This is a genomic window from Streptomyces sp. NBC_01463 (assembly GCA_036227345.1).
GTDB lineage: Bacteria > Actinomycetota > Actinomycetes > Streptomycetales > Streptomycetaceae > Streptomyces.
Map to the genome: position 1 here is coordinate 5,349,446 of CP109468.1, position 23,168 is coordinate 5,372,613.

The window sequence follows — 23,168 nt, forward strand, 5'->3', positions numbered from 1 at the left end:
TCGGCTTTCTCCCCGTCAGGACGGCTTCGAGTGATATCTCCCCGCGATTGTCGAATGATCGTGCCCGCGCTGGGCGTGGTGGCCGTACTGGCCCTGACCGGCTGCGACCCCGAACAGGTGACCTCCGGTACGGACCGCTCCGGCGGCAGTTCGAACGGCGGCGGCCAGTCCGCCACCGGTTTCGGCGCCAGCCCGCTGGACAACGCCGACGGTACGAAGCCGGGCCTGGCGCCCCTCACGTCCGATGCGGACCGGGCGGCGGCCCGGAAGGTCATCGAGAAGGTGGCGACCAAGGGCCGCGGCCCCAAGACCGGCTACGAACGGGACAAGTTCGGCTACGCGTGGAAGGACTCCGTCGACAGCGTCCCGCTCTCGCACAACGGCTGCGACACCCGCAACGACCTGCTGGCCCGCGACGGCAAGGACGTCGCACTGCGCTCCGGGTCGGACTGCGTGGTCGTCTCCATGACGCTCAAGGACCCCTACACCGGCGAGACCATCGAGTGGCGCAAGCAGCAGGCCACCAAGGTCCAGATCGACCACGTCATGCCGCTGTCGTACGACTGGCAGATGGGCGCGGCCCGCTGGAACGAGGCCAAGCGGCAGCAGATCGCGAACGACCCCCTCAACCTCATCCCGGTCGACGGCCCGGCCAACAACGCCAAGCGCGACTCGGGTCCCGCGTCCTGGCTGCCGCCGTACAAGCCGGTGCGCTGCTCGTACGCGCTGCGGTTCGCGCAGGTCTCGCTGAAGTACGAACTCCCGGTCACCACCGCGGACAAGAAGGTCATGCTGGAGCTGTGCGGCGGCTGACCGGCGGACCGGACGCGCGAAGGGGACCCGCCTCCAGGCGGGTCCCCTTCGCGTCGGCGGGTCACTTCCGCGGCCGCTTGCGCGCGGGTCAGAGCTTCAGGTCCCACAGTGTCGCGTCGTACGTGAAGCCGGGGCCGACCTCGACGGTCAGGTCCTTGGCGCCCGCGGGGGCGTCGAAGGCGTAGAGGACGGTGACCTTCCTGCCCGGCAGGACCGTGCCGCTGAAGCCCTCGCCGACCTTGCCGTCGAAGATCTGCTCGGCGTCGACACCGTCCTTGCCGGCCCGGGCGCCGACGGTGACGAGCGCGGCGTCGAACTTGGCCTTGCCCGCGTTCTCGATGACGACGGCGACGCGGTAGGCCTTGTTGCCCTTGGTGTGCCCGGCGGCGTACGGGTCGGGGGTGTACGCACTCGCTTCGCCGACCGTGATCGTGAGGTCGTCGTCGTAGACCGCCGAGTCCCCGGCCTCCAGGGCCTTGTCGGTGGCCTTCTCGTTGTTCTTGCCGGCGTTCTTGCCGGTGCTTCCGTCCCCGCCCGCCTTCGGCTTCGCGGAGGCCGTCGTGTCCGACACCGCCTTGTTGAGGTCGCTCACCGCGTCGTCGACCGCCTTGAACGTGATCACGGCGCCGACCACCGAGAGGATCAGCGCGATCAGGCCGAGCACGGCGCCGAACGTGGCCATGCTCTTGTTCGTCGCCTCGCCCCGCTTGGCACGCCCCCGGCCGACCAGACCCAGGATCAGCGCGATCAGGCCGAGGACACCCGCCAGCCAGAAGAGGAACGGGACCAGACCGGACACCGCGCCGATGAGACCCAGGATCAGGGCCGCGACACCGAGCCCGTTGCGCGCGGGCCGCAGTCCCGGCGTCTGGGCGGGGGCGTACGGCTGCTGGGGCTGGTGCTGCGACGGGTGCTGCGGCTGGTGCTGAGGGGACTGGGGCGGCTGCGTGAACTGGGACATGGCTGTGCCCTTCGGCAAGTGCGGAGAGGAGTGGTGAGCGGTTCCACATGTCGCCTCTTGCAGCGACAGGTCAATCACACCATCTCCTGTGAACCGAGTCAACACTGTTCACGATTGATTGGGTGGTGCACGCTGTGAATCGTGTGCTGTGAACAGGTCGGTATGCTCGCCGGCACAGCAGTGAACACGGACGCAGCAGTGAACACGGACGCGCCAGCAGCGGTACGAGCACCAGGGAGACAGCAAGTGCCGGAGAACGCGACAGAGGTGACCGCCGCGGGGATCGCCCGGCTGGCCGGGGTGGGGCGCGCCGCCGTCAGCAACTGGCGCCGCCGGCACGCCGACTTCCCCAAGCCCGTCGGCGGTACCGAGACAAGCCCGTCCTTCGCCCTGCCCGAAGTCGAGCAGTGGCTGCGCGACCAGGGGAAGCTCGCCGAGGTCCCCCTCCGCGAGCGCGTCTGGCAGCAGCTGGCCGGACACCCCGCAGGCGCCGTCCCCGCACTGTTCCACGTCGGATGCGCGCTGCTCCTCGTGCGGGAGCGGCCCTCCGCCTGGCGGGAGATCACGGGGGTGTCCGACGAGCGGATGGCGGGCGTGCTCTCCCTCGCGCTGAACGAGGTGCTCACCGCCCGGTTCGGACCGGCCGACGGGACCGGGCGCGCGGTTCACAGCCCCGACCGCTCCGAACTCCTGCCGTCCGTCCCCCTGCTGCGCGGCGCCGCCGAACTCGCAGCCGAGGCCGGGGTGCGGGAGACCTTCGAGTTCCTGCTCGGCCGTCAGTTCGACGCCAACCCCCGCCAGTACACCCTCACCCCGCCCGGCCTCGCCGGGCTGATGGCCGCACTGGCGGGCACCGCCGGCCGCTCCCCGCGCACGGTCCTCGACCCGGCGTCCGGCACCGGAGCGCTGCTCGGCGCGGTCACCCGCCCCGCCGCGCTGTACGCGCAGGAGAGCGACCCGGACCTCGCCGCTCTCACCGCCCTCCGCCTCGCCCTGCACACCGACCCCGCCGAGTGCACCCTCGCGGCCCGGACCGGCGACACCCTGCGCGCCGACGCCTTCCCCGGCCTCACCGTCGACGCGGTGCTCTGCCACCCGCCGTTCAACGAGCGCAACTGGGGCCACGACGAGCTCGCCTACGACCCGCGCTGGGAGTACGGCTTCCCCGCCCGCACCGAGTCCGAACTCGCCTGGGTGCAGCACGCGCTGGCCCGGCTGCGCGAGGGCGGCACCGCCGTCCTGCTGATGCCGCCCGCCGCCGCGTCCCGCCGCTCAGGCCGCCGTATCCGCGCCGACCTGCTGCGCCGCGGCGCCCTGCGGGCCGTCATCGCGCTCCCGGCGGGCGCCGCGCCCCCGTACGGCATCCCCCTCCACCTCTGGGTCCTGCGCAAGCCGGGCACCGCACCGCATCCCTCGCCCGAACTGCTCCTGGTCGACACCGCCGAGCCCGCCGAACCCGCCTCCGACCGGAGCGGCCGCGACCGCCTCGACTGGCCGGCCCTGCACGCCGCGGTGCTCGACGCCTGGCAACGGTTCGGCGACGAGAGCGATCAGGGCCGCGCGGACGGCGGAACGGGCACGAATACGCGTACGTCCAAGGACACGGCCGCGGGTACCGGAACGGGCGCAGGCGCGGGTACGGGCACGGACGCCCGGCCCGGCGTCAGCCGCGTCGTGCCCGTCATCGAACTCCTCGACGACGACGTCGATCTGGCCCCCGCCCGCCACCTGCCGTCCCCGGCCGCCGCGGGCGGATCGGCCGAGCTGATCCGCGTACGGGAACGGCTGACGCAGACCCTGGAGCTCGCAGGCGGCCTCATCCCGCCGCCCGTGGACGTCTCCGCCCCCGCCCACTGGCCGCTCACCACCGTCGGCGAACTCGCCAGGGCCGGCGCCCTCCTGCTCCGCACCGGCGGCACCGGCACCGGCACGGGCCCCGTGCTCACCGAGCACGACGTCCTCGGCGCCGCCGCCCCGTCGGGGAACCTGCCCGCCGCCGGGCCGCACGAGGAGCCGGTGCTCGTCGAACCGGGCGACGTCGTCGTCCCCGTGCTCGGCGGCGGCTCCGTCGCCCGTGTCATCGACGACGCCACCGCGGGAGCCGCGCTCGGCCGCAACCTCCAGCTGCTGCGCCCCGATCCGGCCGCGCTCGACCCCTGGTTCCTCGCCGGGTTCCTGCGCGGCACCGCCAACAACCGCCAGGCCAGCAGCCACGCCTCCACCGCCACCCGGCTCGACGCCCGCCGCCTCCAACTGCCCCGGCTGCCACTGGCCGAGCAGCAGCGGTACGGCGAACGCTTCCGCGCCCTGGCCGCGTTCGAGGACGCGCTGCGCCTCACCGGACGCCTCGGCGGCCGGCTCGTCCAGGGGATGTACGACGGGCTGACGGACGGTACGGTCACGCCGGAGTGAGCGGAACCACAACAGTTCCGTACAACCCGGGGGCCCTTGTCGGTGTCGCCCTTTACGCTCGGTCCAGCGCGTACGCCCATGTGCGCGCGGACGCCCCCCGACCAGGTATCCAGGAGCAGCCATGAACGCCCCGGGCTATCCGCCGACGGCGCCGCGCAGGATCCCCACGAGGGCCTGGATCGTGTCGATGCGCGTGCTGTTCACCGTGCTCTCGGTGTTCTCCTGCGGCCTGCTCCTGTGGGCTCCGCTGCTGCGTCTGGCGATCGTGCGGCGCAGGACGTCCGACTGGTGGCTGACCGGGGCCGGGTTCGTGCTCATCTGCGTCCTGCTGCCGGTCATCGGCAGGGACGGCAGTGACACCGACGCCCACGGCGTCGACTACGTCCTCATCCCGCTGCTGCTGCTGGCGATGGTGGCGGCCCCCACGCACTACCTGGTCGCCGACATCCGCCACTACGCGGAACTGACCCGGCAGCACACCATGGGCGGGCCCGGCATGCCCGGCGGACCCGTGCCGCCGGTCCCCGGTTACGGATACGCCCCCACCGTGCCGATCCAGACGCCCGGCCCGGCCCCGGCGCCGCAGCCCTACCCGCCGCACCCGTACCCCGGGCCGAACCCCACACCGCCCCCGGACCGGCAGCCGCACACCGCACCCCAGCCCCAGCGCCTCGACCAGGTCCGCGCCGAGCTCGACGAACTGAGCGACTACCTCCGCAAGGAGGAGGGCCGGTGAGCGGTCGCCTCGTCGGCGGGCGGTACGAACTGGCGACGATCCTCGGCCAGGGCGGCATGGGCCAGGTCTGGACGGCCTACGACCAGCGCCTGGACCGCCGCGTCGCGGTCAAGCTGCTGCGCCCCGACCGGGTCACCGGCCCCATCGGCAGTGACGCCGCGGGCGAGCTGCGCCGCCGCTTCGTCCGCGAGTGCCGGGTCACCGCCCAGGTCGACCACCCCGGCCTCGTCACCGTCCACGACGCGGGCAGCGACGGCGACGAACTGTTCCTCGTCATGCAGTACGTCGAGGGCGCCGACCTAGGCGACCACCTCGCCGAACACGACCCGTACCCGTGGCAGTGGTCCGTCTCCGTCGCCGCCCAGCTCTGCGCCGTCCTGAGCGCCGTGCACGCCGTGCCGATCGTCCACCGCGACCTCAAGCCCCGCAACCTGATGGTGCGCCCGGACGGCACGGTCGTCGTCCTCGACCTCGGTGTCGCCTCCGTCCTGGACACCGACACCACCCGCCTCACCCACACCGGCTCACCGATCGGCTCCCCGGCCTACATGGCCCCCGAACAGGCCATGGGCGGCGCCGTCGGCCCGTACACCGACCTGTACGCCCTCGGCGTCCTCCTGCACGAACTCCTCAGCGGCGACGTGCCGTTCGCCGGCTCCACCGCCCTCGGCGTCCTGCACCGCCACCTCTACGAACCACCGGTGCCCGTCCGGCAGATCCGCCCCGACATCCCCGAACCCCTCGAAGCACTCGTCCTGCGGCTGCTCGCCAAGGACCCGCAGCACCGCCCCTCCAGCGCCCAGGAGGTGTACGAACACCTCGCCCCGCTGCTGCCCACCCGCAACTCCGGCCTGCCCTCGGGCCCCCTCGACCCGACCCGCCCCTTCCTGCGCCCGCACGCCCCGTGGCCCGACCGGGCCACGACCCCGCCCCCCGCCCAGCCCGCGCCGATGCCCGCCCGGCCGGACGTCGCGGCCGCCGTCGACGAGGTGAAGAGGCTGCTGGGCGAGGGCCGGATCACCCAGGCCGTCGACATGCTCGGCGGCATCCTCCCGGCCGCCGCCGAACAGCACGGCGAGGGCTCCCCGGTCGTCCGCATCCTGCGCAAGCAGTACGCCGCGACGCTGATGGACGACGGCCAGTACCGCCGCGCCCTGCCCGAACTGCGCCGGCTGGCCGACGACCGTGCCGCGGAGACCGGACCGGCCGACCCGCAGACCCTCCAGTACCGCTACGACGCCGCACAGTGCCTGGAACAGCTCGGCGAACCCGCCGCCGCACTCGCCGAGTACCGGGCCGTCCTCCCGTACTACGAGAACCAGTACGCGACGAACAACGATCCGGCACGCTCCTACGAGATCCGCCACCGCATCAGCCACCTGCTGATGGCACTCGGCGACCACGCCGGAGCCCTCGGCCAGCTCCGCGCACTGCTGTACGACACCGAGCGCATGTACGGCCCGCACCACCCCCTGCCCGTCGAGCTGCGCGGCCAGCTGGAGCGCAGGCTGAAGGTCAGGGGCGGCTGAGAACCGGGACAACGCCGCGGTGACGGTCCTCCCGGTCCCGCCGCCACCGGCTCACGACGGCTGAACGAGCCCCGCCTTGCCGTAGACCGTCGCCACCCGCGCGCCCGCCACGCCCGAGGCGAAGCCCATGCCGATGCGGAAGTCGCCGGGCCGGTCCGGGTCCGGGACGAGGACGCCCAGGCCCTCCGGCTCCCGGTAGTCCAGCGAGTACGCGGCCGCCGTGTGAGCGGGGTTGACGGTCTCCTTGAAGGGCGACGGCGGAGCCGGGTCGAGGGCGCCGGTGGCGAGGTTCACCGAGGTGATGAACGTGTTGCCGACACCGGGCGGCGAGACCACCAGGTCCTGGCCGCCGATGTTCTGCGTGGAGCCGTAGCTGTTGCCGTGCAGCAGGTAGAGATACCGGCCCACGACCGCGTACCCCTGGAGGAACGGCCGGCCGTAGGTGGTGAGCGGCCAGCCGGGCACCGCCGTGATGTCCGGTTCCCGGACGTTCGCCAGCGGCTGGCTCCAGATGCCGAGGCGGGCCAGGTCCAGGTCGTGGACCTGGAAGACCATCGCCCCGTCAGTGTCCCGGAAGCGGATGGCGAGCCGGCCGTAGACCGGGTCGACGGACGCGGTGTACGTCGAGGTGCCCGGGACCGGCTGATACGTGGTGAGCCCGGCCGATCCGTAGTCGAGCACCTGCGCGTCGACGAACGGGAAACGGGCCAGCCGCCGGCCGCGGCTGGTCACCTTCGTCGGGTCCGACGGGTGCACCGGGTCCTGCACTTCCTGCCCGTCGGTCTCCGTCCACAGATAGGCCTTGGAGCCGACCGGCTCGACCCCGATGCTCATGCCGTGCCCGAAGCCGCGCAGATACATGTAGCCCAGGGTGTTGCCGGACATGTCCCACTTGGTGATCGTCAGGTCGCCGTGCCGGTTGCGGTCGGCACTGCTCACCGGGGCCGGTTCGCCCGGGAGCTTCAGGCCGCTCTGCGTCACCTGGGCCAGGTAGATGTGACCGTTGGCGTTGTCGTAGCCGAAGGACTGGATGATCGTCGTGTCACGGGTCGGCTTCTGACGTATCCAGTTGTCCGAAGCACTGTTCAGATCGAGCCGCGGCGAGGGCACCAGAAGCGCCGAACCCGGCGTGGGGTGGACGGCGGCGGAAGCCGTCCCGGTGCCTGCGGACACGCCTGCCGCCGTCAGCGCACCGGCGCCGCTCCACGCGAGCAGGGAACGGCGGCTGGGGCGCGAGAGTCTGTCGTGGGTCATGGGGCCTCATCCAATCGGCAGGCCAGGCCGCGATCAACCCCGCCCCATCGCCCGCACACCACCGCACGACCGCACCGCCATGGGGTGGCCACACGCACGGAGACCGCGGCGCCCGGAGCCAGTTCACCCAATCGTCGCCCCCAGGCCACACCCGCCATCCGCCCCCGACACATTGACCGGCTGATGTACTTTCGTGCTGATCTCGCTGGTGGTGCCCTGCTACAACGAGGAAGACATCCTCGAACGCTTCCATGAACGCGTGACGGATGAGATGACCCGCCTGGGCCATGCCTTCCAGCTCGTGTACGTGGACGACGGAAGCGCGGACCGGACCCTGCCGATCCTCCAGGAACTGGCCGCCGCCGACCCCCGCGCCCACTACGTCTCCTTCAGCCGCAACTTCGGCAAGGAAGCCGCCATGCTCGCCGGCCTCCAGCACGCCGAGGGCGACGCCGTCGTCATCATGGACGCCGACCTCCAGCACCCGCCCGAGCTCGTCGGCCGCATGCTCCAGGAACACGCCCGCGGCTACGACCAGGTCATCGCCCGCCGCACCCGCAAGGGCGACCGCGTCACCCGCACCCTCACCGCCCGCGCCTACTACTGGCTCATCAACCGCCTCGTCGACGTGGAACTCGTCGACGGAGTCGGCGACTTCCGCCTGCTCTCCCGCCGGGCCGCCGACGCCGTACTCGAACTCACCGAGTACAACCGCTTCTCCAAGGGCCTCTTCGCCTGGGTCGGCTTCCCCACCACCACGTTCAGCTACGAGAACGCCGTCCGGGAACAGGGCCGCTCCGCCTGGACCTTCGGCAAACTGCTGAACTACGGCCTCGACGGACTCCTCTCCTTCAACAACAAACCGCTGCGCGCCGCGCTCTACCTCGGCATGCTCCTGATGTCCGTGGCCTTCGTCTACGCCGCCTGGATCGTCGGCGTCGCCCTGGTGAAGGGCGTCGACACCCCCGGATACGTCACCCTCCTCGTGGTGCTCACCGCCCTCGCCGGAGTCCAGATGGTGATGGTCGGAGTGGTGGGGGAGTACGTCGGCCGTATCTACTACGAGGTGAAGCGCCGCCCCCACTTCCTGGTGAAGGCCACCAACACCCGGATCCACCGGCCCGCCCAGGAGCCGGAACCCCTGGAGTTCGTACGCCGATGACGGTCAAGGCACAGATGGCCCGGTTCGCCCTCGTGGGCGCCGTGAACACCGGCACGTACTACGGCTGCTACCTCGTCCTGCTGCACCGGCTGCCGTACATCGCCGCGCACGTACTGGCCTTCGCCCTCAGCATGACCGGATCGTTCTTCCTCAACTCCTACTTCACGTACCGCACCCGGCCCACCTGGCGGAAGTTCCTCCTCTTCCCGCTCACCAACGCGGCCAACTTCGTCATCACCACCGGCGGCGTCTACCTCCTGGTCGACCTGGCCGGATTCAGCAGCAGGTACGCCCCGCTCGTCGCCGCCGCGGCCGCCATCCCCATCACCTTCGCCGTCTCGCGCACGATCATGCTGCGCCCGGACACCCCGCCGAAAACAGCCGAACGCGTCGGCTGAGCCGCGCCGACGGACGACCGCATCCCCAACTCCACCCGAATCGTTGGTCGAATCAGTGGCCCGCACCAGCTCCACTGTCCCTAGAGCATCCGGCACTTGGGAGGCGGCGTCGCGGGTCCGGGCCCGCTCCTTTACCCGCCTCCCAAGTGCCGGATGCTCTAGCATCGATCACCGCAAGGCCTTGTGCACCGCCGCACAATCTCCTCGGGAGGCTCCTTTGCACCGCCGCCGTCGCACCACGCTCGCCGTCTCCGCCGCCCTGCTCACCGCAGCGCCGCTCCTCGCCGCCTGCGGCAGCCAGGCCCACCCGGGCGCCGCGGCCGTCGTGGGCGGGGACCGGATCACGGTGGCCACCGTGCAGGGCCAGGTCGCGGACGTGCGCCAGGCGCAGGACACCTCCAAGCAGGCCGCCCAGATCACCAACCAGTCCGGCCAGCTCGTTCGCGCCAAGCTGCACGGGCTGATCCTGGACCGGGTCCTGGACAAGGCGTCCGCGGACGCGGGGGTCACCGTCACCCGCGCCGAGATCCAGCAGATGCGGCAGTCGGCCGTCGCCCAGTACAAGGGGGAGGCCGGACTGCGCGCCGCCGTCCTCCAGGAGCGCTGGATCGCCCCCGACCAGATCGACGCCTTCCTCCGCGAGCAGATCCAGCTGACCAAGCTCGGCCAGGCACTCGGCGCCGACCCGACGACCCCGGCCGGCACGAAGATCCTCGGCGACGCGCTCACCAAGGCGTCCAAGTCGCTGAAGGTCGACGTCAACCCGCGCTTCGGCACCTGGAACAACCAGCAGATCCAGCTCGGTGAGTTCAAGGCCCCCTGGATCACCCAGGTCACCAAGCCGGCCCAGGCGGCGGCGGAGGCCGGGGCCTGAGGACTGTCCGACGGCCGGGGTCGTGAGCCGTTGCCTTTGAAGTGTGTATGAGTGAGTTTTAGTGCCTGCGAGTGAGTCGGGTGGTTCGGCGGGTGAGGCTGGGAACGGACGTTTCAGGGCCGAATGGGTGACCTTAGTGGTGGTAGTTCGTTGCATGGGTGACGGGTTGCTCGGCGGTTCCGGGGCGGGGGTGTGGCGGTGCGCGCTGTACGGGAGTTGGCAGCGGTGTTCGTGGCCCCGGGCCCGTCGGGGGTGGCGGTCCGGGACCGTCTCAAGCACCTCACCGCGCAGGACGAACAGGTTCTGCGGGCGGTCGGTGCTCATCAGGGCATGCTGGCTTCCCGGGATCTGAAGGCACGGTGTGCGGATGGCCCCGGTCACAGTGCGGAGTCCTGGGCGGGGCGTAAGCGGGAGCTGACGAAGGAGTCGTCGTCCAGGATCGCCGGGGCTGTCACGAAAGCGACGCATGATCAGTGGGCGCTCGCCCGGCGCTGCCAGGCCGCACACATTCGGAGCCTCGATGCGGGGATCAAGACGCTGAGGCACCGGTTGTCGCTCCCGGTCGGGGCGAAGGGTACGAAACGTGCCCCGGGTGGCTACCGGTCCAGGAGCGAGTGGTTCCGCAAGTCCCGCCGCCTTAAGGCTCTGGAGGCTCGGCACGCTGCCGCGGTGGCGGACTGGCAGACAGGGCGGGTCCGGGTCGTGCGGGGCGGGAAACGGCTGTTCAACACCCGCCATCATCTCGCCGAGGCCGGGTTGACCGAGGGTGAGTGGCGTCAGCGGTGGGAGGCTGAGCGGTGGTTCCTGGCGGCGGACGGTGAGTCGGGCAAGCGGTACGGGAACGAGACGATCCGCGTCACCCCGACCGGCCTGGTGTCCATCAAACTGCCCGCGCCCTTGGCGCATCTGGCCAACACCAAGCACGGCCGCTACGCCCTCACGTCCACCACCGTGACGTTCGCGCACCGGGGCGCGGAGTGGGCCGACCGCGTCGTAGACAACCGTGCGGTTGCCTACCGCATCCACTACGACACCACCCGGGACCGCTGGTACCTGACCGCGTCCTGGCAGCGCCCGAATGTGCCAACCCTCCCGCTGGAAGCAGCCCTGGCCAGGGGTGTGATCGGTGTCGACACGAACGCCGACCACTTCGCCGCCTACCACCTCGACCCCCACGGCAACCCCGTCGGCGAACCTCACCGCTTCACCTACGACCTGACCGGCACCACCCACCACCGCGACGCGCAACTCCGCCACGCCCTCACCCAACTCCTGCACTGGGCCCGACAGACCGGCGCCACCGCGATCGCGATCGAGGACCTCGACTTCGGCGCGGAGAAGACGCGGGAGAAGCACGGCCGCAGGAAGCGGTTCCGGCAGCTGATCTCCGGCATCCCGACCGGAAAGCTCAAGGCCCGGCTCGTCTCCATGGCCGCCGAGCAAGGATTGGCCGTTGTCGCGGTCGATCCGGCCTATACCTCGATGTGGGGTGGTCAGCACTGGCAGAAACCGTTGACGACCCCGCAGCGGAAGATGTCCCGTCACGATGCCGCCGGTATCGCGATCGGGCGACGCGCCCTCGGACACCCGATCCGGCGACGGACGGCACCGCCCCCACACGACCGGAGTGATCGTGTGGGGCATCGGACCGCCCAGGCCGATCACGGTGCACGAGAGCGTGAGGGACCCCGCCCCCGCATCCCCGGACCACGGACACGATCCGTGCCGCCGGGCGCGGCGAGAACGCGGGCGACCAGGACACCCAAAACCGTTCGGGATGTCCGCAGCGACCAGGCATGGGTCCAAGACTCACTCCTGCTCACTGAATAGGAACGGTAGATTCGCATCGTGAACGCTGAAGACCCCGGCCGCATCGTCCTGCTCACCGCCAGCCACCGCGTCGCGCCCGGACTGCTGTCCTGGCCCGCCTGGCAGACCCTGCACGCCGCCGAGCGGGTGCACTGCGGGGAGCAGGACCAGCCGCAGCTGCCGTATCTGCGCGAGGCCGGCATCACCGTCACACCCGGCGTCCCCGACGCGCAGGACCTCGTGGACGCCTGCGCCGGCGGCCGGACCGTCGTGATCCTCACCGGCGGCGAGGGCAACCAGCCGCTGACCGACGGACTGGCCAGGCTGGCCGGTTCGGGCCGGGTCCGGATGCCGAACCTTGAGCTGCTGCCCGGTTCGTACGACCTCCCCGGCGCCCGGCTCCTCGACCTCGTCCAGGTCATGGACCGGATCCGCCTCGAATGCCCCTGGACCTCGCAGAAGACCCACGAGGGCCTCGCCAAGTACGCCATCGAGGAGGCGTACGAACTCGTCGAGGCGATCGAGGACGGCAACCGCGAGGAACTCCGCGAGGAGCTCGGGGACGTACTGCTCCAGGTCGTCTTCCACGCGCGCATCGCCGAGGAGGACGAGACCGAGCCGTTCTCCGTCGACGACGTCGCGGCCACGCTCGTCGAGAAGCTGATCCACCGCCACCCGCACGTCTTCGGCGACGAGACCGCCGAGACGCCTGAGGACGTCCATGCGCACTGGCTGCGCACCAAGGCCATCGAGAAGCAGCGCGAGTCCGTCACCGACGGGGTGCCGCTCGGCCAGCCCGGCCTGGCACTCGCCGCGAAGCTCGCGAGCCGGGTCCGTACCGCCGGACTCGACGTCCCCCTCCCGCAGGGAGACGACGGCGACATCGGCTACCGCCTTCTCGCCCTCGCCGTCCGCGCCCAGGAGGACGGCATCGACCCGGAAGCGGCACTGAGGGCCGCGGGGCGGGCGTACCGGGACGCCATCAGGGCGGCGGAGGGCGTCGGGTAGCGGCGGACAGGCTCGGGTGAGGAACCGTCCGGCTCACGCTGTCGTCGTCACGAGCGGTCGGCCTCACCGCGGTGTGAACTCGACCGGGAGTGTGCGCAGACCGCGCATGATGAGTCCGCCCCGCCACCGCAGGTCGGAGGGGTCCACCGCGAGCTGAAGGTCCGGCAGGCGGCGGAACAGGGTCTCCAGGGCGGTGCGGCCCTCCAGGCGCGCCAGGGGGGCACCCAGGCAGTAGTGGATGCCGTGCCCGTACCCCAGATGCTGGTTGTCCCGGCGGGACAGATCGAGTGTGTCGGGCTCCGCGAATCGGTCCGGATCACGGTCGGCCGCTGCGAGTACGACGAGTACGGGATCGCCTTCGCGGATCAGCTTTCCCCCGATCTCGAGAGGTTCCGTGGCGTAGCGCCAGGTGGCCAGTTCCACCGGGCCGTCGAAGCGCAGCAGCTCCTCGATGGCCGTGTCCAGGAGACGGTTGTCGCCTCGCTGGACGGCACTCTGGAACACGGCACGCTGCGGGGGGTTGCGGAAGAACGCGTGGGCGCTGTTGCCGATCAGGTTGATGGTCGTCTCGAAACCCGCGAAGAGGATCACGAAGCACATCGCGGCGGCCTCGTTCTCGGTGAGGTGCTCGCCGTGGTCGCTCGCCCGGATCAGGCCGGAGATCAGGTCGTCGCCGGGGTTCTCCCGCTTCCTGTGAATCAGCTCGGCGAGGTAGGCGCGGATCTTCTTCACGGACCGTGCGACCCCGCCGCGCGGACCGCCGCCGTGCCGGATCATCATGCCCGCCCAGTCGCGGAAGTCGTTCTGGTCCTCCTCGGGTACGCCGAGCAGATCACAGATGGCGTAGATGGGCAGCGGGAAGGCGAATTCATGGATGAGGTCGGCCTCCCCCTTCTCCGCGAAATCGTCGATGAGCCGATCCGCCAGCTCCTGCACGCGGGGCCCGAACGCGGCGATCGTCCGGGGCGTGAACGCCTTGGACACCAGCCGGCGAAGCCGTGTGTGGTCGGGCGGGTCGATGTTCAGCAGGTGCGTCATGAGGTTGGCGCTGCGCTCCCCAGGGATGCCGGTCCTGCTCTTTCCCTGGGCGTCCTCGGCGTGGTGCGCCGGGTTCTTCGAAAGACGGCTGTCGGCGAGGGCCTGTCGTGCCTCCGCGTACCGGGTAACCAGCCATGCCTCGACGCCGCTGGGCAATGTCGTCCGGTGTACGGGGCTCTGTTCCCTCAGCCAGGCGTAGGCGGGGTACGGGTCGGTGGCGAACTCCCAGGTGAAGAGTTCGGGCGGCGGGGTGTCGTTCACATGACGACGGTATCGGGCGTCTGTCTGCGGGTGAGCCGCCGCTGCCGGTGTTCCACACTGTCCGTTCCGAAGTGCCCCGCGGGCTCGCTGTCGAACATCAGTGGCCCTGGTGACTCTGCTCCGCTGAGGCATCAGGCACGGGTAGGCTGCCCGAAAAACGGCACCGGCCCCAGAACGCTTGGTAGAGCGCTATGAGGCCGGAACCTTCCCGGCGGTGCGTCAACACCCCGGGGACGGAACAGTCTCGGAGGACTGAACATGCCCATTGTGGCACGCCCGCGCCGGCCTGAATCTGCCACGATCGTGGTGGCGAAGTACACGCGCGTTTCCACCCGCGACCAGCTCGACGGATTCGGTCTCGAAGACCAGAACGCCATCTCCGATGGGTGGCTTGCCCGCCATCCGGAGGCCGACGTCTATGACGCGTACGTGGACGAAGCGGTGTCCGGTGCGCTGGACAGCCGCCCGGAGAGGGACCGGCTCGTCCTCGACGCGCGTAAACGACGCTTCAACCGCATCCTTGTCCCCAAGGTGGACCGCATCGGCCGGACGGCCCGTGCTGTGTACCAGTGGGCTTGGGACATGGCGGACCTCGGCGTCCACTTCATTTCGGTCAGCGAGAGCATCGACACCAGCACGGAGTCCGGCTGGTCCCGGTTCATGCAGCACGTCAGCTTCTCCGAGATGGAGTGGCGTCGCATCAAGGAGCGGACCTTCGCGGGCCGCGAGCTGAAGATCAGTTACGGGGGCTGGCCCGGCGGCCCAGCCCCCTACGGCTACAAGATTGCGCAGGACACCTACGTGGTGGGCGACCGCCGGAAGAAGTTCAGTGTGCTGGTCACCGATGAGTACGAATCCAAGGTGCTCTTCGTCGCTGTCGAACTCATCGTCGACCACGGTATGAACATCTCCGAGGCCTGCGACGAGCTCAACCAGCGCAGGCTCTACACCCGAAGCGGTGTGCCGTGGGGGCCTGCGAACCTCCGCAGCCGCCTCCACGGCGAAACCATCCACAGTGGCTACGTCACCTACCGAAAGACCACCCGAGGCACCGGCAGGAGCACCACCCAGTGCCGTGAAGACGGCACCCCCGTCCACGGTGACCAGGCCAGAATCGGCGTGCCGCCCATCCTGCCCCAGGAACGTGCCGGACGTCTTATGGAGACGCTCAAGAAGATTGGCTTCAAGAACGGCCGCATCCACGCCCAGATCTACCCCTTGAGCGGACGGATCGACAGCCTGTGCGGTTCGGTCTACATCGGCGCCGGTCGGCGCGAGAAGGCGCGCGCCGACCGCTGCAAGGGTATGGCGAAGAAGGGGGAGCACTGCGGAGAGCCGTGCTTCAACGCGGCAGAGATCGAAGGTGTCGCCTGGGCCGAAATGGCCAAGCTCATCAAGGAAGAATCCCAACTCCAGGTGATGGCGGCCGAGTGGGTCAGCAGCTTCCCGGGGGACAAGGGGAAGTACGAGAAGCGTGTTACCGACTTCGGCGACAGAATCGCGAAGCAGGAGGACCTCATCCACCAGCAGGTCCCCGCGTACATGAAGGCTGGCATCGACCCCCTCGTGCTCAAGGCGGGGCTGAAAGAGATGCAGCGGGAGCTGGACGAGTACCGGAAGCAGAAGCGCATCGCTGAAGAGTGGTTGCAGACGTACGCGAAGTCCGAGCGTCAGGCACGCAACCTTGTCGACCTCGTGAACAACCCCCGCGAGCGCTTCGACATCATGACGCCGGCGGAGCGCAAGGAAGTCTTCGACATGTTCAACATCCGTGTCACGCCCGGGACGATGGAGAACACGGCGAAGCCGGGCGTCAAGTGCGAGATCACCCAATGGCACCACGAAACGGCCACCCTCGTGCCTCCCGACCCGACGGACGAGGAGTGGGAGGCCGTCCTCACGGTGCTTCACAGGCTCCTGTCCGGAAAGTCGAAGAAGCACTTCACATCGAAGTACGACATCCGCGCGCAGTTCTGCGGCATGCTCCACCGGCTCCGGCAAGGGCTGTCATGGGTCGACATGCCTCAGGCATGGGGGCCCATCGACCCCATGCGGGAACGTCAGCTCTTCTGGTGGAAGAGAGGTGCCTGGCCCGAGGTCATGGCGGTTCTGGGTGCGGACCGCAGGGGCGTTGAGGCGTATCGGCGTCCGACTCTGCCCCAGCTCACGGTCACAGGAGAGCTCCGTGGCAGCCTGCTGTCGGCACGGAGTGAAGCCCCCAAGGGCAGGGGGGCGCCATGAACATTCCGGAGGCTTCAGTCCTAGCCGGTCGAGGGCGACCCCGTCCTCGTCGTGCTCGCCGCCGCCGACCGGGACCCCGGACGCTTCGACGGGCCGGACACGCTGGACCTTGCGCGGCGTGACAATCAGCACCTCGGTTACGGTCACGGAATCCACTACTGCCTGGGAGCGCCGCTCGCCCGGCTGGAGGGGCAGGCCGCGCTCGCCACGCTTCTGAAGCGCCTTCCGGATCTGCGACTTGCGGGGGAACCTGCCGATTTGCGGTGGCGTGGCGGGCTCATCATGCGTGGACTGCGCACCTTGCCGGTGGAGTTCACCCCCGGCCCGGCGCGCGGGCAAGGTGACACTCTGTCAACTCTGTGACTTTCACGTGATCTCTGCTGCATCGACTTGTGACACACGTTCGAGTCCCGCTAGGTTCACCGTTCGACTCACCAGTCACTTGTCAGTCACACGGAAGGCATTCCCATGGGCTCCGCGAACGGCAGACACCGTCGCCCTCGGCAGGCACCCGCGATCATCGTCGCCGCAGGCGTGACCGGTTCCGCCATCGCCATCCCGCTGCTCGGCGCGGCGGGCGCGCACGCCGCAGACGCCTCGACCTGGGACCGGGTGGCCGAGTGCGAGAGCGGCGGCATGTGGAGCGCCGACCTCGGCAACGGCTACTACGGCGGCCTGCAGTTCTCGCAGGAGGTCTGGAAGTCGTACGGCGGCGAGTCGTACGCCGAGCGTGCCGACCTCGCCAGCCGCTCGCAGCAGATCGCCGTGGCGGAGAAGGTCCTGGAGGACCAGGGGCCGAAGGCGTGGCCCAGCTGTGCGGTCATCTCCGGTCTCGTCGCGGACAGCGGCCTGCCGGGTGTGGACCCGGGCACCACGCCCTCCCCGGAGCCGTCCGGCAGCACCGATCCGTCCGCGGACACGGACCCGTCCGCGGGGACCGGTGCGTCGGACGACGCGTCCGGTGACGCGGCGGGTGATGCGATGAACCCGTCGGACTCGGCGGACGACGCGACCGACGACGCGACGGACGGCGGCGGGAAGGCGGACGCCTCGGCGTCCCCGTCCGCCACGCCGTCCACCACGCCCTCGGACGACGCCTCGGACCCGGCGAAGGAGAAGAGCGGCAAGCATCGCGGCGCTCCGGCCCCCGAGGAGACGCGGCAGACCGGTGGCGGCAGTGACCGGGACTCGGGGCGGCATGCCTCGCGCGGCAGTGGTGATGCACGCGACACGGGCGCCCCGGCCGCCGACGGGACGTACACCGTCCGCGCCGGCGACAACCTGTGGGCCATTGCTGATGCACAGAAGCTGTCCGGCGGCTGGGCCGCGCTGTACGAGGCCAACAAGGCCGAGGTGGGGTCCGATCCGGACCTCATCCTGCCTGGCCAGAGCCTCGATCTCGGCGTGAAGGCCGAATGAGCGCAGTCTGATGATCAGCTGAAAACACCCTGAAAACTGGGGAAGTTAAGAGGCCTATGTCCCACTTTCGACTAAGTGAGACATGGGTCTCTTTGCGTGAACTGGCGTGTCTTGTCCGGGAGGTCCGCCCGCATCCGTTCCCACCTGCGGAAACAGCCGTTCTTCGGATGCAAGTAAGGGCTGTTTATCCGGTATGTCCATCTTTGAATGTGGGGGTTGCGTGTGTTTACGGTCGGAACCGCTCGCACCGCGGGCCCCGTCGACCGTCACGCCGAATCCTGCCGTCGGTCGAAGGGAACAGACGCGTAAAGCGCCGTAGGCAGGAGCGGGGGACCCAGGTAGGCGCCGGGCCCGGTCGTCGAACGCGACGCATCGGGAACGGCTAGGGGTTAAGTCGTGCGCTAGGACGCACGACCGGGCAACTCACTTGGCCCGAACCCGACAGCTCACCTCGTAGGCGTCGGTGAGGAGAAGTCTCGATGCTGCTCAACAGCAAGGGCAACAAGCACCGTCGCCCGTCCAAGGCCGTCCGTATCGCCACGCTCGCCGGTGTCACCGGTGCCGCCATCGCCGTGCCCCTGATGGGTGCCACCGGCGCCTCCGCCGCCTCCGTGTCCACGTGGGACGCCGTCGCCCAGTGCGAGTCCGGTGGCAACTGGTCCATCAACACCGGCAACGGCTACTACGGCGGCCTGCAGTTCTCGCAGTCCAGCTGGGCGGCCGCCGGCGGTACGCAGTACGCGGCCCGCGCCGACCTGGCGACCAAGTCGCAGCAGATCGCTGTCGCCGAGAAGCTCCTCGACATGCAGGGCCCGGGCGCCTGGTCCTGCGCCGGTGCCGGCAACCTGAGCAACGACGGTGTCGACCCGGGCGTCGACACCGGCTCCTCCGCCGCCAAGACGGAGACCGCGCCGAAGACCGAGGCCGCGCCGAAGCAGGCCGCCCCGAAGCAGGCCGAGCCGAAGAAGGCCGAGCGCACCGAGGCCCCCGCCACCAACCGCTCGGACCGTTCGACCGCCCCCAAGGCCGAGTCGAAGACGGTCACCACCCCGACCGGCAAGAAGGTCAAGAAGGGTGACGGCGAGTACAAGGTCGTCACCGGCGACTCCCTGAGCGAGATCGCCGCCGACCACAAGGTCGAGGGTGGCTGGAAGCACCTCTTCGAGCTGAACAAGGACATCGTCAAGGACGCCGACCTGATCTACCCGGGCCAGCAGCTCCACCTGACGAAGTAGTCGCGATCTCTCCTCGCTGAACACTCCGGCCGCCCCGGCCCGGCGCGCACCTTCCCCCCGTGCGTGCCGGGCCGGGGTCGGCCGGTTTCGGCGCTGATCGTTCAACTGTTGTAGTTACTTGCCAGTAAATTTCTGGAGCTTTGCCCTGCTATGCCTGCCCTTGGGTCCTTTTTCGTCCCAGGGGACGGGCGGTCGGCCGACTGAGGCGGCCGGGCCGGTTAGGCTCTTGTCGCAAGGCCAAAGTGACCCTGCACAACCAGCGTCATATCCCAGAAGGAGATGCCTCGTGCCGTCCATCGACGTCGTCGTAGCCCGGGAAATCCTCGACTCCCGCGGAAACCCCACGGTCGAGGTCGAGGTTGGCCTCGACGACGGCAGCACGGGCCGTGCTGCCGTCCCGTCCGGCGCCTCCACCGGTGCGTTCGAGGCCATTGAGCTTCGCGACGGAGACCCCAACCGCTACCAGGGCAAGGGCGTCGAGAAGGCCGTCCTCGCCGTGATCGAGCAGATCGGCCCGGAGCTCGTCGGCTACGACGCGACCGAGCAGCGGCTGATCGACCAGGCGATGTTCGACCTGGACGCCACCGAGAACAAGGGCTCGCTCGGCGCCAACGCCATCCTCGGCGTCTCGCTCGCTGTCGCCCACGCCGCCTCCGAGGCCTCGGACCTGCCGCTGTTCCGCTACCTCGGTGGCCCGAACGCGCACCTGCTGCCCGTCCCGATGATGAACATCCTCAACGGTGGGTCGCACGCCGACTCCAACGTGGACATCCAGGAGTTCATGATCGCGCCGATCGGCGCGGAGTCCTTCTCCGAGGCCCTGCGCTGGGGCGCCGAGGTCTACCACACGCTGAAGAAGGTCCTGAAGACCAAGGGCCTGTCCACCGGCCTCGGCGACGAGGGCGGCTTCGCGCCGAACCTGGAGTCGAACCGCGCGGCCCTCGACCTCATCGTCGAGGCCATCAAGGAGGCCGGTTACGCCCCGGGCAAGGACATCGCGCTCGCGCTCGACGTCGCCGCCTCGGAGTTCTACAAGGACGGCAAGTACGAGTTCGAGGGCAAGTCCCGCTCGGCCGCCGAGATGACCGAGTACTACGAGGAGCTCGTCTCCGCGTACCCGCTGGTCTCCATCGAGGACCCGCTGTACGAGGACGACTGGGCCGGCTGGAAGGTCATCACCGACAAGCTCGGCGCCAAGGTGCAGATCGTCGGCGACGACCTCTTCGTCACCAACCCGGAGCGCCTGGCCCGCGGCATCGAGGAGGGCTCCGCCAACGCCCTGCTCGTCAAGGTCAACCAGATCGGTTCGCTGACCGAGACCCTGGACGCCGTCGAGCTGGCCCAGCGCAACGGCTTCAAGTGCATGATGTCGCACCGCTCCGGCGAGACCGAGGACGTCACCATCGCCGACCTCGCGGTCGCCGTGAACTGCGGCCAGATCAAGACCGGCGCCCCGGCCCGCTCGGACCGTGTCGCCAAGTACAACCAGCTGCTGCGCATCGAGGAGATCCTCGACGACGCCGCGGTGTACGCCGGCCGCTCGGCGTTCCCGCGCTTCAAGGGCTGACCGCACAGCAGGCCCGGTAAAGCCCGGCGGGGTCAAGTGCCCCGGCCTCCGTCCGTCCCCGCACTCGGTCCCGTACCGTGTGCGGGGACGGACGTGCGTAATGGGGAGGCGGAGACATGGCCGCGAAGGACCGGGACCGGTTCTCCACCGCGACCCGGCTGCGGCTGCTCGGCGAGCAGACCGCGGCCCGCGTCTACCGGTCCCAGAACCGCCGCCAGGCACGCCGCTCCCGGCTCACCGGCCGGGCGGCCTTCCTGGCCCTGGTGGTGTGCTCACTGGTCGTCGCGCTCGCGTACCCGATGCGTCAGTACGTGTCGCAGCGCGACGAGATCGCCGACCAGGAGCGGCTGGCGCAGGAGGCCGAGGCCCGAACCGAGGAGCTGCGCGACGAGAAGGCGCGGCTCCAGGACGATGCCTACGTCAAGCGGCTGGCCCGCGAGCACCTGCACTACCTTCTTCCCGGGGAGACCGGCTACACCGTGGTCGACCCCGACTCGGTCAAGGAGCGCAACGGGAAGCCGGAGGAGACCGACCGGCCCTGGCACTCCAACCTCTGGGACGGCGTCGACAGCGCCGACCGCGGCTGAGCCGCGTCCCCTTCCGTACATCTGCAGAACCGCAGTTCGAGCAGTCCGATCAGACCCTAGGCAGGCATGGAAACGCCCCCTCCCCAGACCGAGTCCACCGCGCCCACGGACGCGGACATCGCCGCGTTCCAGCAGCAGCTGGGGCGCCCGCCGCGCGGCCTGCGCGCGATCGCGCACCGCTGCCCGTGCGGCAATCCGGACGTGGTCGAGACGCAGCCCCGGCTGGAGGACGGCACGCCGTTCCCGACGACGTTCTACCTGACGTGTCCGCGTGCGGCGTCCGCGATCGGCACGCTGGAGGCGAACGGGGTCATGAAGGAGATGACCGAGCGCCTCGGTACGGACCCCGAGCTGGCTGCGGCCTACCGGGTCGCGCACGAGGACTACATCGCGCGGCGTGACGCGATCGAGGTGCTGGAGGGCTTCCCGAGCGCGGGTGGCATGCCGGACCGGGTGAAGTGCCTGCACGTGCTCGTGGGGCACTCGCTGGCCGCCGGGCCGGGGGTGAACCCGCTCGGGGACGAGGCGATCGCGATGCTGCCGGAGTGGTGGCGCAAGGGGCCGTGCGTCTCGCCGTGCGGCGCGCCGGACGAGGGCTGACGGTCCGTACCCGGGGGCGCTGCCCCCGGACCCCCGCTCCTCAATCGCCGGAGGGGCTTGGATGGTGGCGCTGCCCCTGGCCCCTCCGTTCCTCAATCGCCGGAGGGGCCTGGCTCCGCTCTCGGGCCCCGCTCGCTGGATTCTGGAGTTCTCATGACGCGTGTAGCTGCCATCGACTGCGGTACCAACTCGATCCGTCTGCTGGTCGCGGACGCCGACCCCGGTACGGGGGAGCTCGTCGAGCTGGACCGGCGGATGGAGATCGTCCGGCTGGGCCAGGGCGTCGACCGGACCGGCCGGCTCGCCCCCGAGGCGCTGGAGCGGACCTTCGCCGCGTGCCGGCGGTACGCGGAGGTGATCAAGGAGCACGGTGCGGAGCGGATCCGTTTCGTCGCCACCTCCGCCTCCCGGGACGCCGAGAACAGGGACGACTTCGTCCGCGGGGTGCTGGACATCCTGGGCGTCGAGCCCGAGGTGATCAGTGGTGACCAGGAGGCCGCGTTCTCGTTCGACGGGGCCACCAAGGAGCTCGCCGGGCGCGACGACCTCGCGAAGCCGTATCTCGTCGTGGACATCGGCGGCGGCTCCACCGAGTTCGTCGTCGGCGACGACCGGGTGCGGGCCGCGCGGTCCGTGGACATCGGCTGCGTCCGGATGACGGAGCGGCACCTCGTGCGGGACGGTGCGGTCGTCGACCCGCCCACGGCCGCGCAGGCCGACGCGATCCGGGCGGACGTCGAGGCCGCTCTGGACCTGGCCGAGGAGACCGTTCCGCTCGGTTCGGCGGGCACGCTCGTCGGCCTCGCCGGGACGGTCACCACGGTGGCCGCCATCGCGCTGGGTCTCGACGCGTACGACTCCGGGGCGATCCACCACTCCCGGATCTCGCTGGAGCAGGTCCGGGAGATCACCGGGCGGCTCCTCGCCTCGACCCACGCCGAGCGTGCGGCGATCGGCGCGATGCACCCGGGGCGGGTCGACGTGATCACCTCCGGGGCGCTGATCCTGCTGGCCCTGATGGAGCGGGCCGGGGCCCGTGAGGTCGTGGTCAGTGAGCACGACATTCTGGACGGCATCGCCTTCTACGCGGCCCGTTAGGGGCCCTTCGGGGGCGTCGGGGGGCCTTGCTCATACGCACTCCGGCCTGCACTTTTGAGAGGCCCGGGGCCACCCGGGGGGTGCCTTCGGGGACGCGGCGCGACGAAGTTCGTGAACTTCTTCACAAGGAATTCGGTCCCTGGGGGCGGACTTCTGCTCCGAACGG

Annotated in this window: 19 protein-coding genes, 1 pseudogene and 1 riboswitch; of the genes and pseudogenes, 17 read left to right on the plus strand and 3 right to left on the minus strand. The window is 70.2% G+C overall.

What is annotated here, in order from left to right; translation table 11 throughout:
* Nucleotides 1-54: 54 nt before the first annotated feature.
* Nucleotides 55-813, plus strand: a complete 759-nt coding sequence (locus OG521_23770; protein WUW23627.1) for an HNH endonuclease family protein — start codon at nucleotides 55-57, stop codon at nucleotides 811-813.
* 88 nt (nucleotides 814-901) lie between these two features.
* On the opposite strand, the gene OG521_23775 is transcribed toward OG521_23770, so the two are convergent.
* Nucleotides 902-1,774 (minus strand): DUF4352 domain-containing protein, encoded by an 873-nt coding sequence (locus OG521_23775; GenBank protein ID WUW23628.1) that lies wholly within the window; start codon nucleotides 1,772-1,774, stop codon nucleotides 902-904.
* A 246-nt stretch (nucleotides 1,775-2,020) separates the two neighbouring features.
* On the opposite strand from OG521_23775, the gene OG521_23780 reads away from it, so the two are divergent.
* The 3 genes from OG521_23780 to OG521_23790 all read left to right on the plus strand — a co-directional run bounded on the left by OG521_23780 (nucleotide 2,021) and on the right by OG521_23790 (nucleotide 6,451).
* Nucleotides 2,021-4,186, plus strand: a complete 2,166-nt coding sequence (locus tag OG521_23780; GenBank protein ID WUW23629.1) for an N-6 DNA methylase — start codon at nucleotides 2,021-2,023, stop codon at nucleotides 4,184-4,186.
* Nucleotides 4,187-4,307: 121 nt separating this feature from the next.
* On the plus strand, nucleotides 4,308-4,922 hold the full coding sequence (locus OG521_23785; GenBank protein WUW23630.1) for a hypothetical protein: 615 nt from the start codon (nucleotides 4,308-4,310) through the stop codon (nucleotides 4,920-4,922).
* The gene (locus OG521_23790) at nucleotides 4,919-6,451 is read left to right on the plus strand and encodes a protein kinase (GenBank protein ID WUW23631.1); all 1,533 of its coding nucleotides are present in this window, start codon (nucleotides 4,919-4,921) and stop codon (nucleotides 6,449-6,451) included. Before OG521_23785 ends, OG521_23790 begins: the two co-directional genes overlap by 4 nt.
* Before the next feature lie 51 nt (nucleotides 6,452-6,502).
* Here OG521_23790 and OG521_23795 read toward each other — a convergent pair whose 3' ends face one another.
* Nucleotides 6,503-7,705 (minus strand): teichoic acid biosynthesis protein C, encoded by a 1,203-nt coding sequence (locus tag OG521_23795; GenBank protein ID WUW23632.1) that lies wholly within the window; start codon nucleotides 7,703-7,705, stop codon nucleotides 6,503-6,505.
* A gap of 193 nt (nucleotides 7,706-7,898) precedes the next feature.
* Between OG521_23795 and OG521_23800 the strand changes: the two genes are divergently transcribed.
* From OG521_23800 to OG521_23820, 5 genes are all read left to right on the plus strand, one after another.
* Nucleotides 7,899-8,867: a glycosyltransferase family 2 protein gene (locus OG521_23800; protein ID WUW23633.1), complete on the plus strand. Its 969-nt coding sequence runs from the start codon at nucleotides 7,899-7,901 to the stop codon at nucleotides 8,865-8,867.
* Entirely contained in the window at nucleotides 8,864-9,265 is a 402-nt protein-coding gene (locus tag OG521_23805; GenBank protein WUW23634.1) for a GtrA family protein, read from the plus strand. Before OG521_23800 ends, OG521_23805 begins: the two co-directional genes overlap by 4 nt.
* Before the next feature lie 217 nt (nucleotides 9,266-9,482).
* The gene (locus OG521_23810; protein ID WUW23635.1) at nucleotides 9,483-10,139 is read left to right on the plus strand and encodes a SurA N-terminal domain-containing protein; all 657 of its coding nucleotides are present in this window, start codon (nucleotides 9,483-9,485) and stop codon (nucleotides 10,137-10,139) included.
* A 198-nt stretch (nucleotides 10,140-10,337) separates the two neighbouring features.
* A complete protein-coding gene (locus OG521_23815) occupies nucleotides 10,338-11,969 on the plus strand; it encodes an IS200/IS605 family accessory protein TnpB-related protein (GenBank protein ID WUW23636.1) in 1,632 nt (543 codons plus the stop codon).
* Between the two features lie 18 nt (nucleotides 11,970-11,987).
* The gene (locus tag OG521_23820; protein ID WUW23637.1) at nucleotides 11,988-12,956 is read left to right on the plus strand and encodes a nucleoside triphosphate pyrophosphohydrolase; all 969 of its coding nucleotides are present in this window, start codon (nucleotides 11,988-11,990) and stop codon (nucleotides 12,954-12,956) included.
* 63 nt (nucleotides 12,957-13,019) lie between these two features.
* Here OG521_23820 and OG521_23825 read toward each other — a convergent pair whose 3' ends face one another.
* Nucleotides 13,020-14,255 (minus strand): cytochrome P450, encoded by a 1,236-nt coding sequence (locus OG521_23825; GenBank protein ID WUW23638.1) that lies wholly within the window; start codon nucleotides 14,253-14,255, stop codon nucleotides 13,020-13,022.
* Nucleotides 14,256-14,513: 258 nt separating this feature from the next.
* Between OG521_23825 and OG521_23830 the strand changes: the two genes are divergently transcribed.
* The 8 genes and pseudogenes from OG521_23830 to OG521_23865 all read left to right on the plus strand — a co-directional run bounded on the left by OG521_23830 (nucleotide 14,514) and on the right by OG521_23865 (nucleotide 23,002).
* Nucleotides 14,514-16,496, plus strand: coding sequence for a recombinase family protein (locus OG521_23830; GenBank protein WUW23639.1), 1,983 nt, complete (start codon nucleotides 14,514-14,516; stop codon nucleotides 16,494-16,496).
* Nucleotides 16,497-16,529: 33 nt separating this feature from the next.
* Nucleotides 16,530-16,859: pseudogene (locus OG521_23835) on the plus strand (cytochrome P450).
* A gap of 105 nt (nucleotides 16,860-16,964) precedes the next feature.
* The gene (locus OG521_23840; GenBank protein ID WUW23640.1) at nucleotides 16,965-17,915 is read left to right on the plus strand and encodes a transglycosylase family protein; all 951 of its coding nucleotides are present in this window, start codon (nucleotides 16,965-16,967) and stop codon (nucleotides 17,913-17,915) included.
* Between the two features lie 301 nt (nucleotides 17,916-18,216).
* Nucleotides 18,217-18,390, plus strand: a riboswitch (cyclic di-AMP (ydaO/yuaA leader).
* A 4-nt stretch (nucleotides 18,391-18,394) separates the two neighbouring features.
* On the plus strand, nucleotides 18,395-19,150 hold the full coding sequence (locus tag OG521_23845) for a transglycosylase family protein (GenBank protein ID WUW23641.1): 756 nt from the start codon (nucleotides 18,395-18,397) through the stop codon (nucleotides 19,148-19,150).
* A 286-nt stretch (nucleotides 19,151-19,436) separates the two neighbouring features.
* On the plus strand, nucleotides 19,437-20,717 hold the full coding sequence (gene eno, locus OG521_23850) for a phosphopyruvate hydratase (GenBank protein ID WUW23642.1): 1,281 nt from the start codon (nucleotides 19,437-19,439) through the stop codon (nucleotides 20,715-20,717).
* Between the two features lie 116 nt (nucleotides 20,718-20,833).
* Nucleotides 20,834-21,304, plus strand: coding sequence for a septum formation initiator family protein (locus OG521_23855; GenBank protein ID WUW23643.1), 471 nt, complete (start codon nucleotides 20,834-20,836; stop codon nucleotides 21,302-21,304).
* A 66-nt stretch (nucleotides 21,305-21,370) separates the two neighbouring features.
* On the plus strand, nucleotides 21,371-21,904 hold the full coding sequence (locus tag OG521_23860) for a DUF501 domain-containing protein (GenBank protein WUW23644.1): 534 nt from the start codon (nucleotides 21,371-21,373) through the stop codon (nucleotides 21,902-21,904).
* Between the two features lie 153 nt (nucleotides 21,905-22,057).
* Complete coding sequence (locus OG521_23865; GenBank protein WUW23645.1) at nucleotides 22,058-23,002, plus strand: Ppx/GppA family phosphatase; 945 nt, start codon at nucleotides 22,058-22,060, stop codon at nucleotides 23,000-23,002.
* Nucleotides 23,003-23,168: the final 166 nt, after the last annotated feature.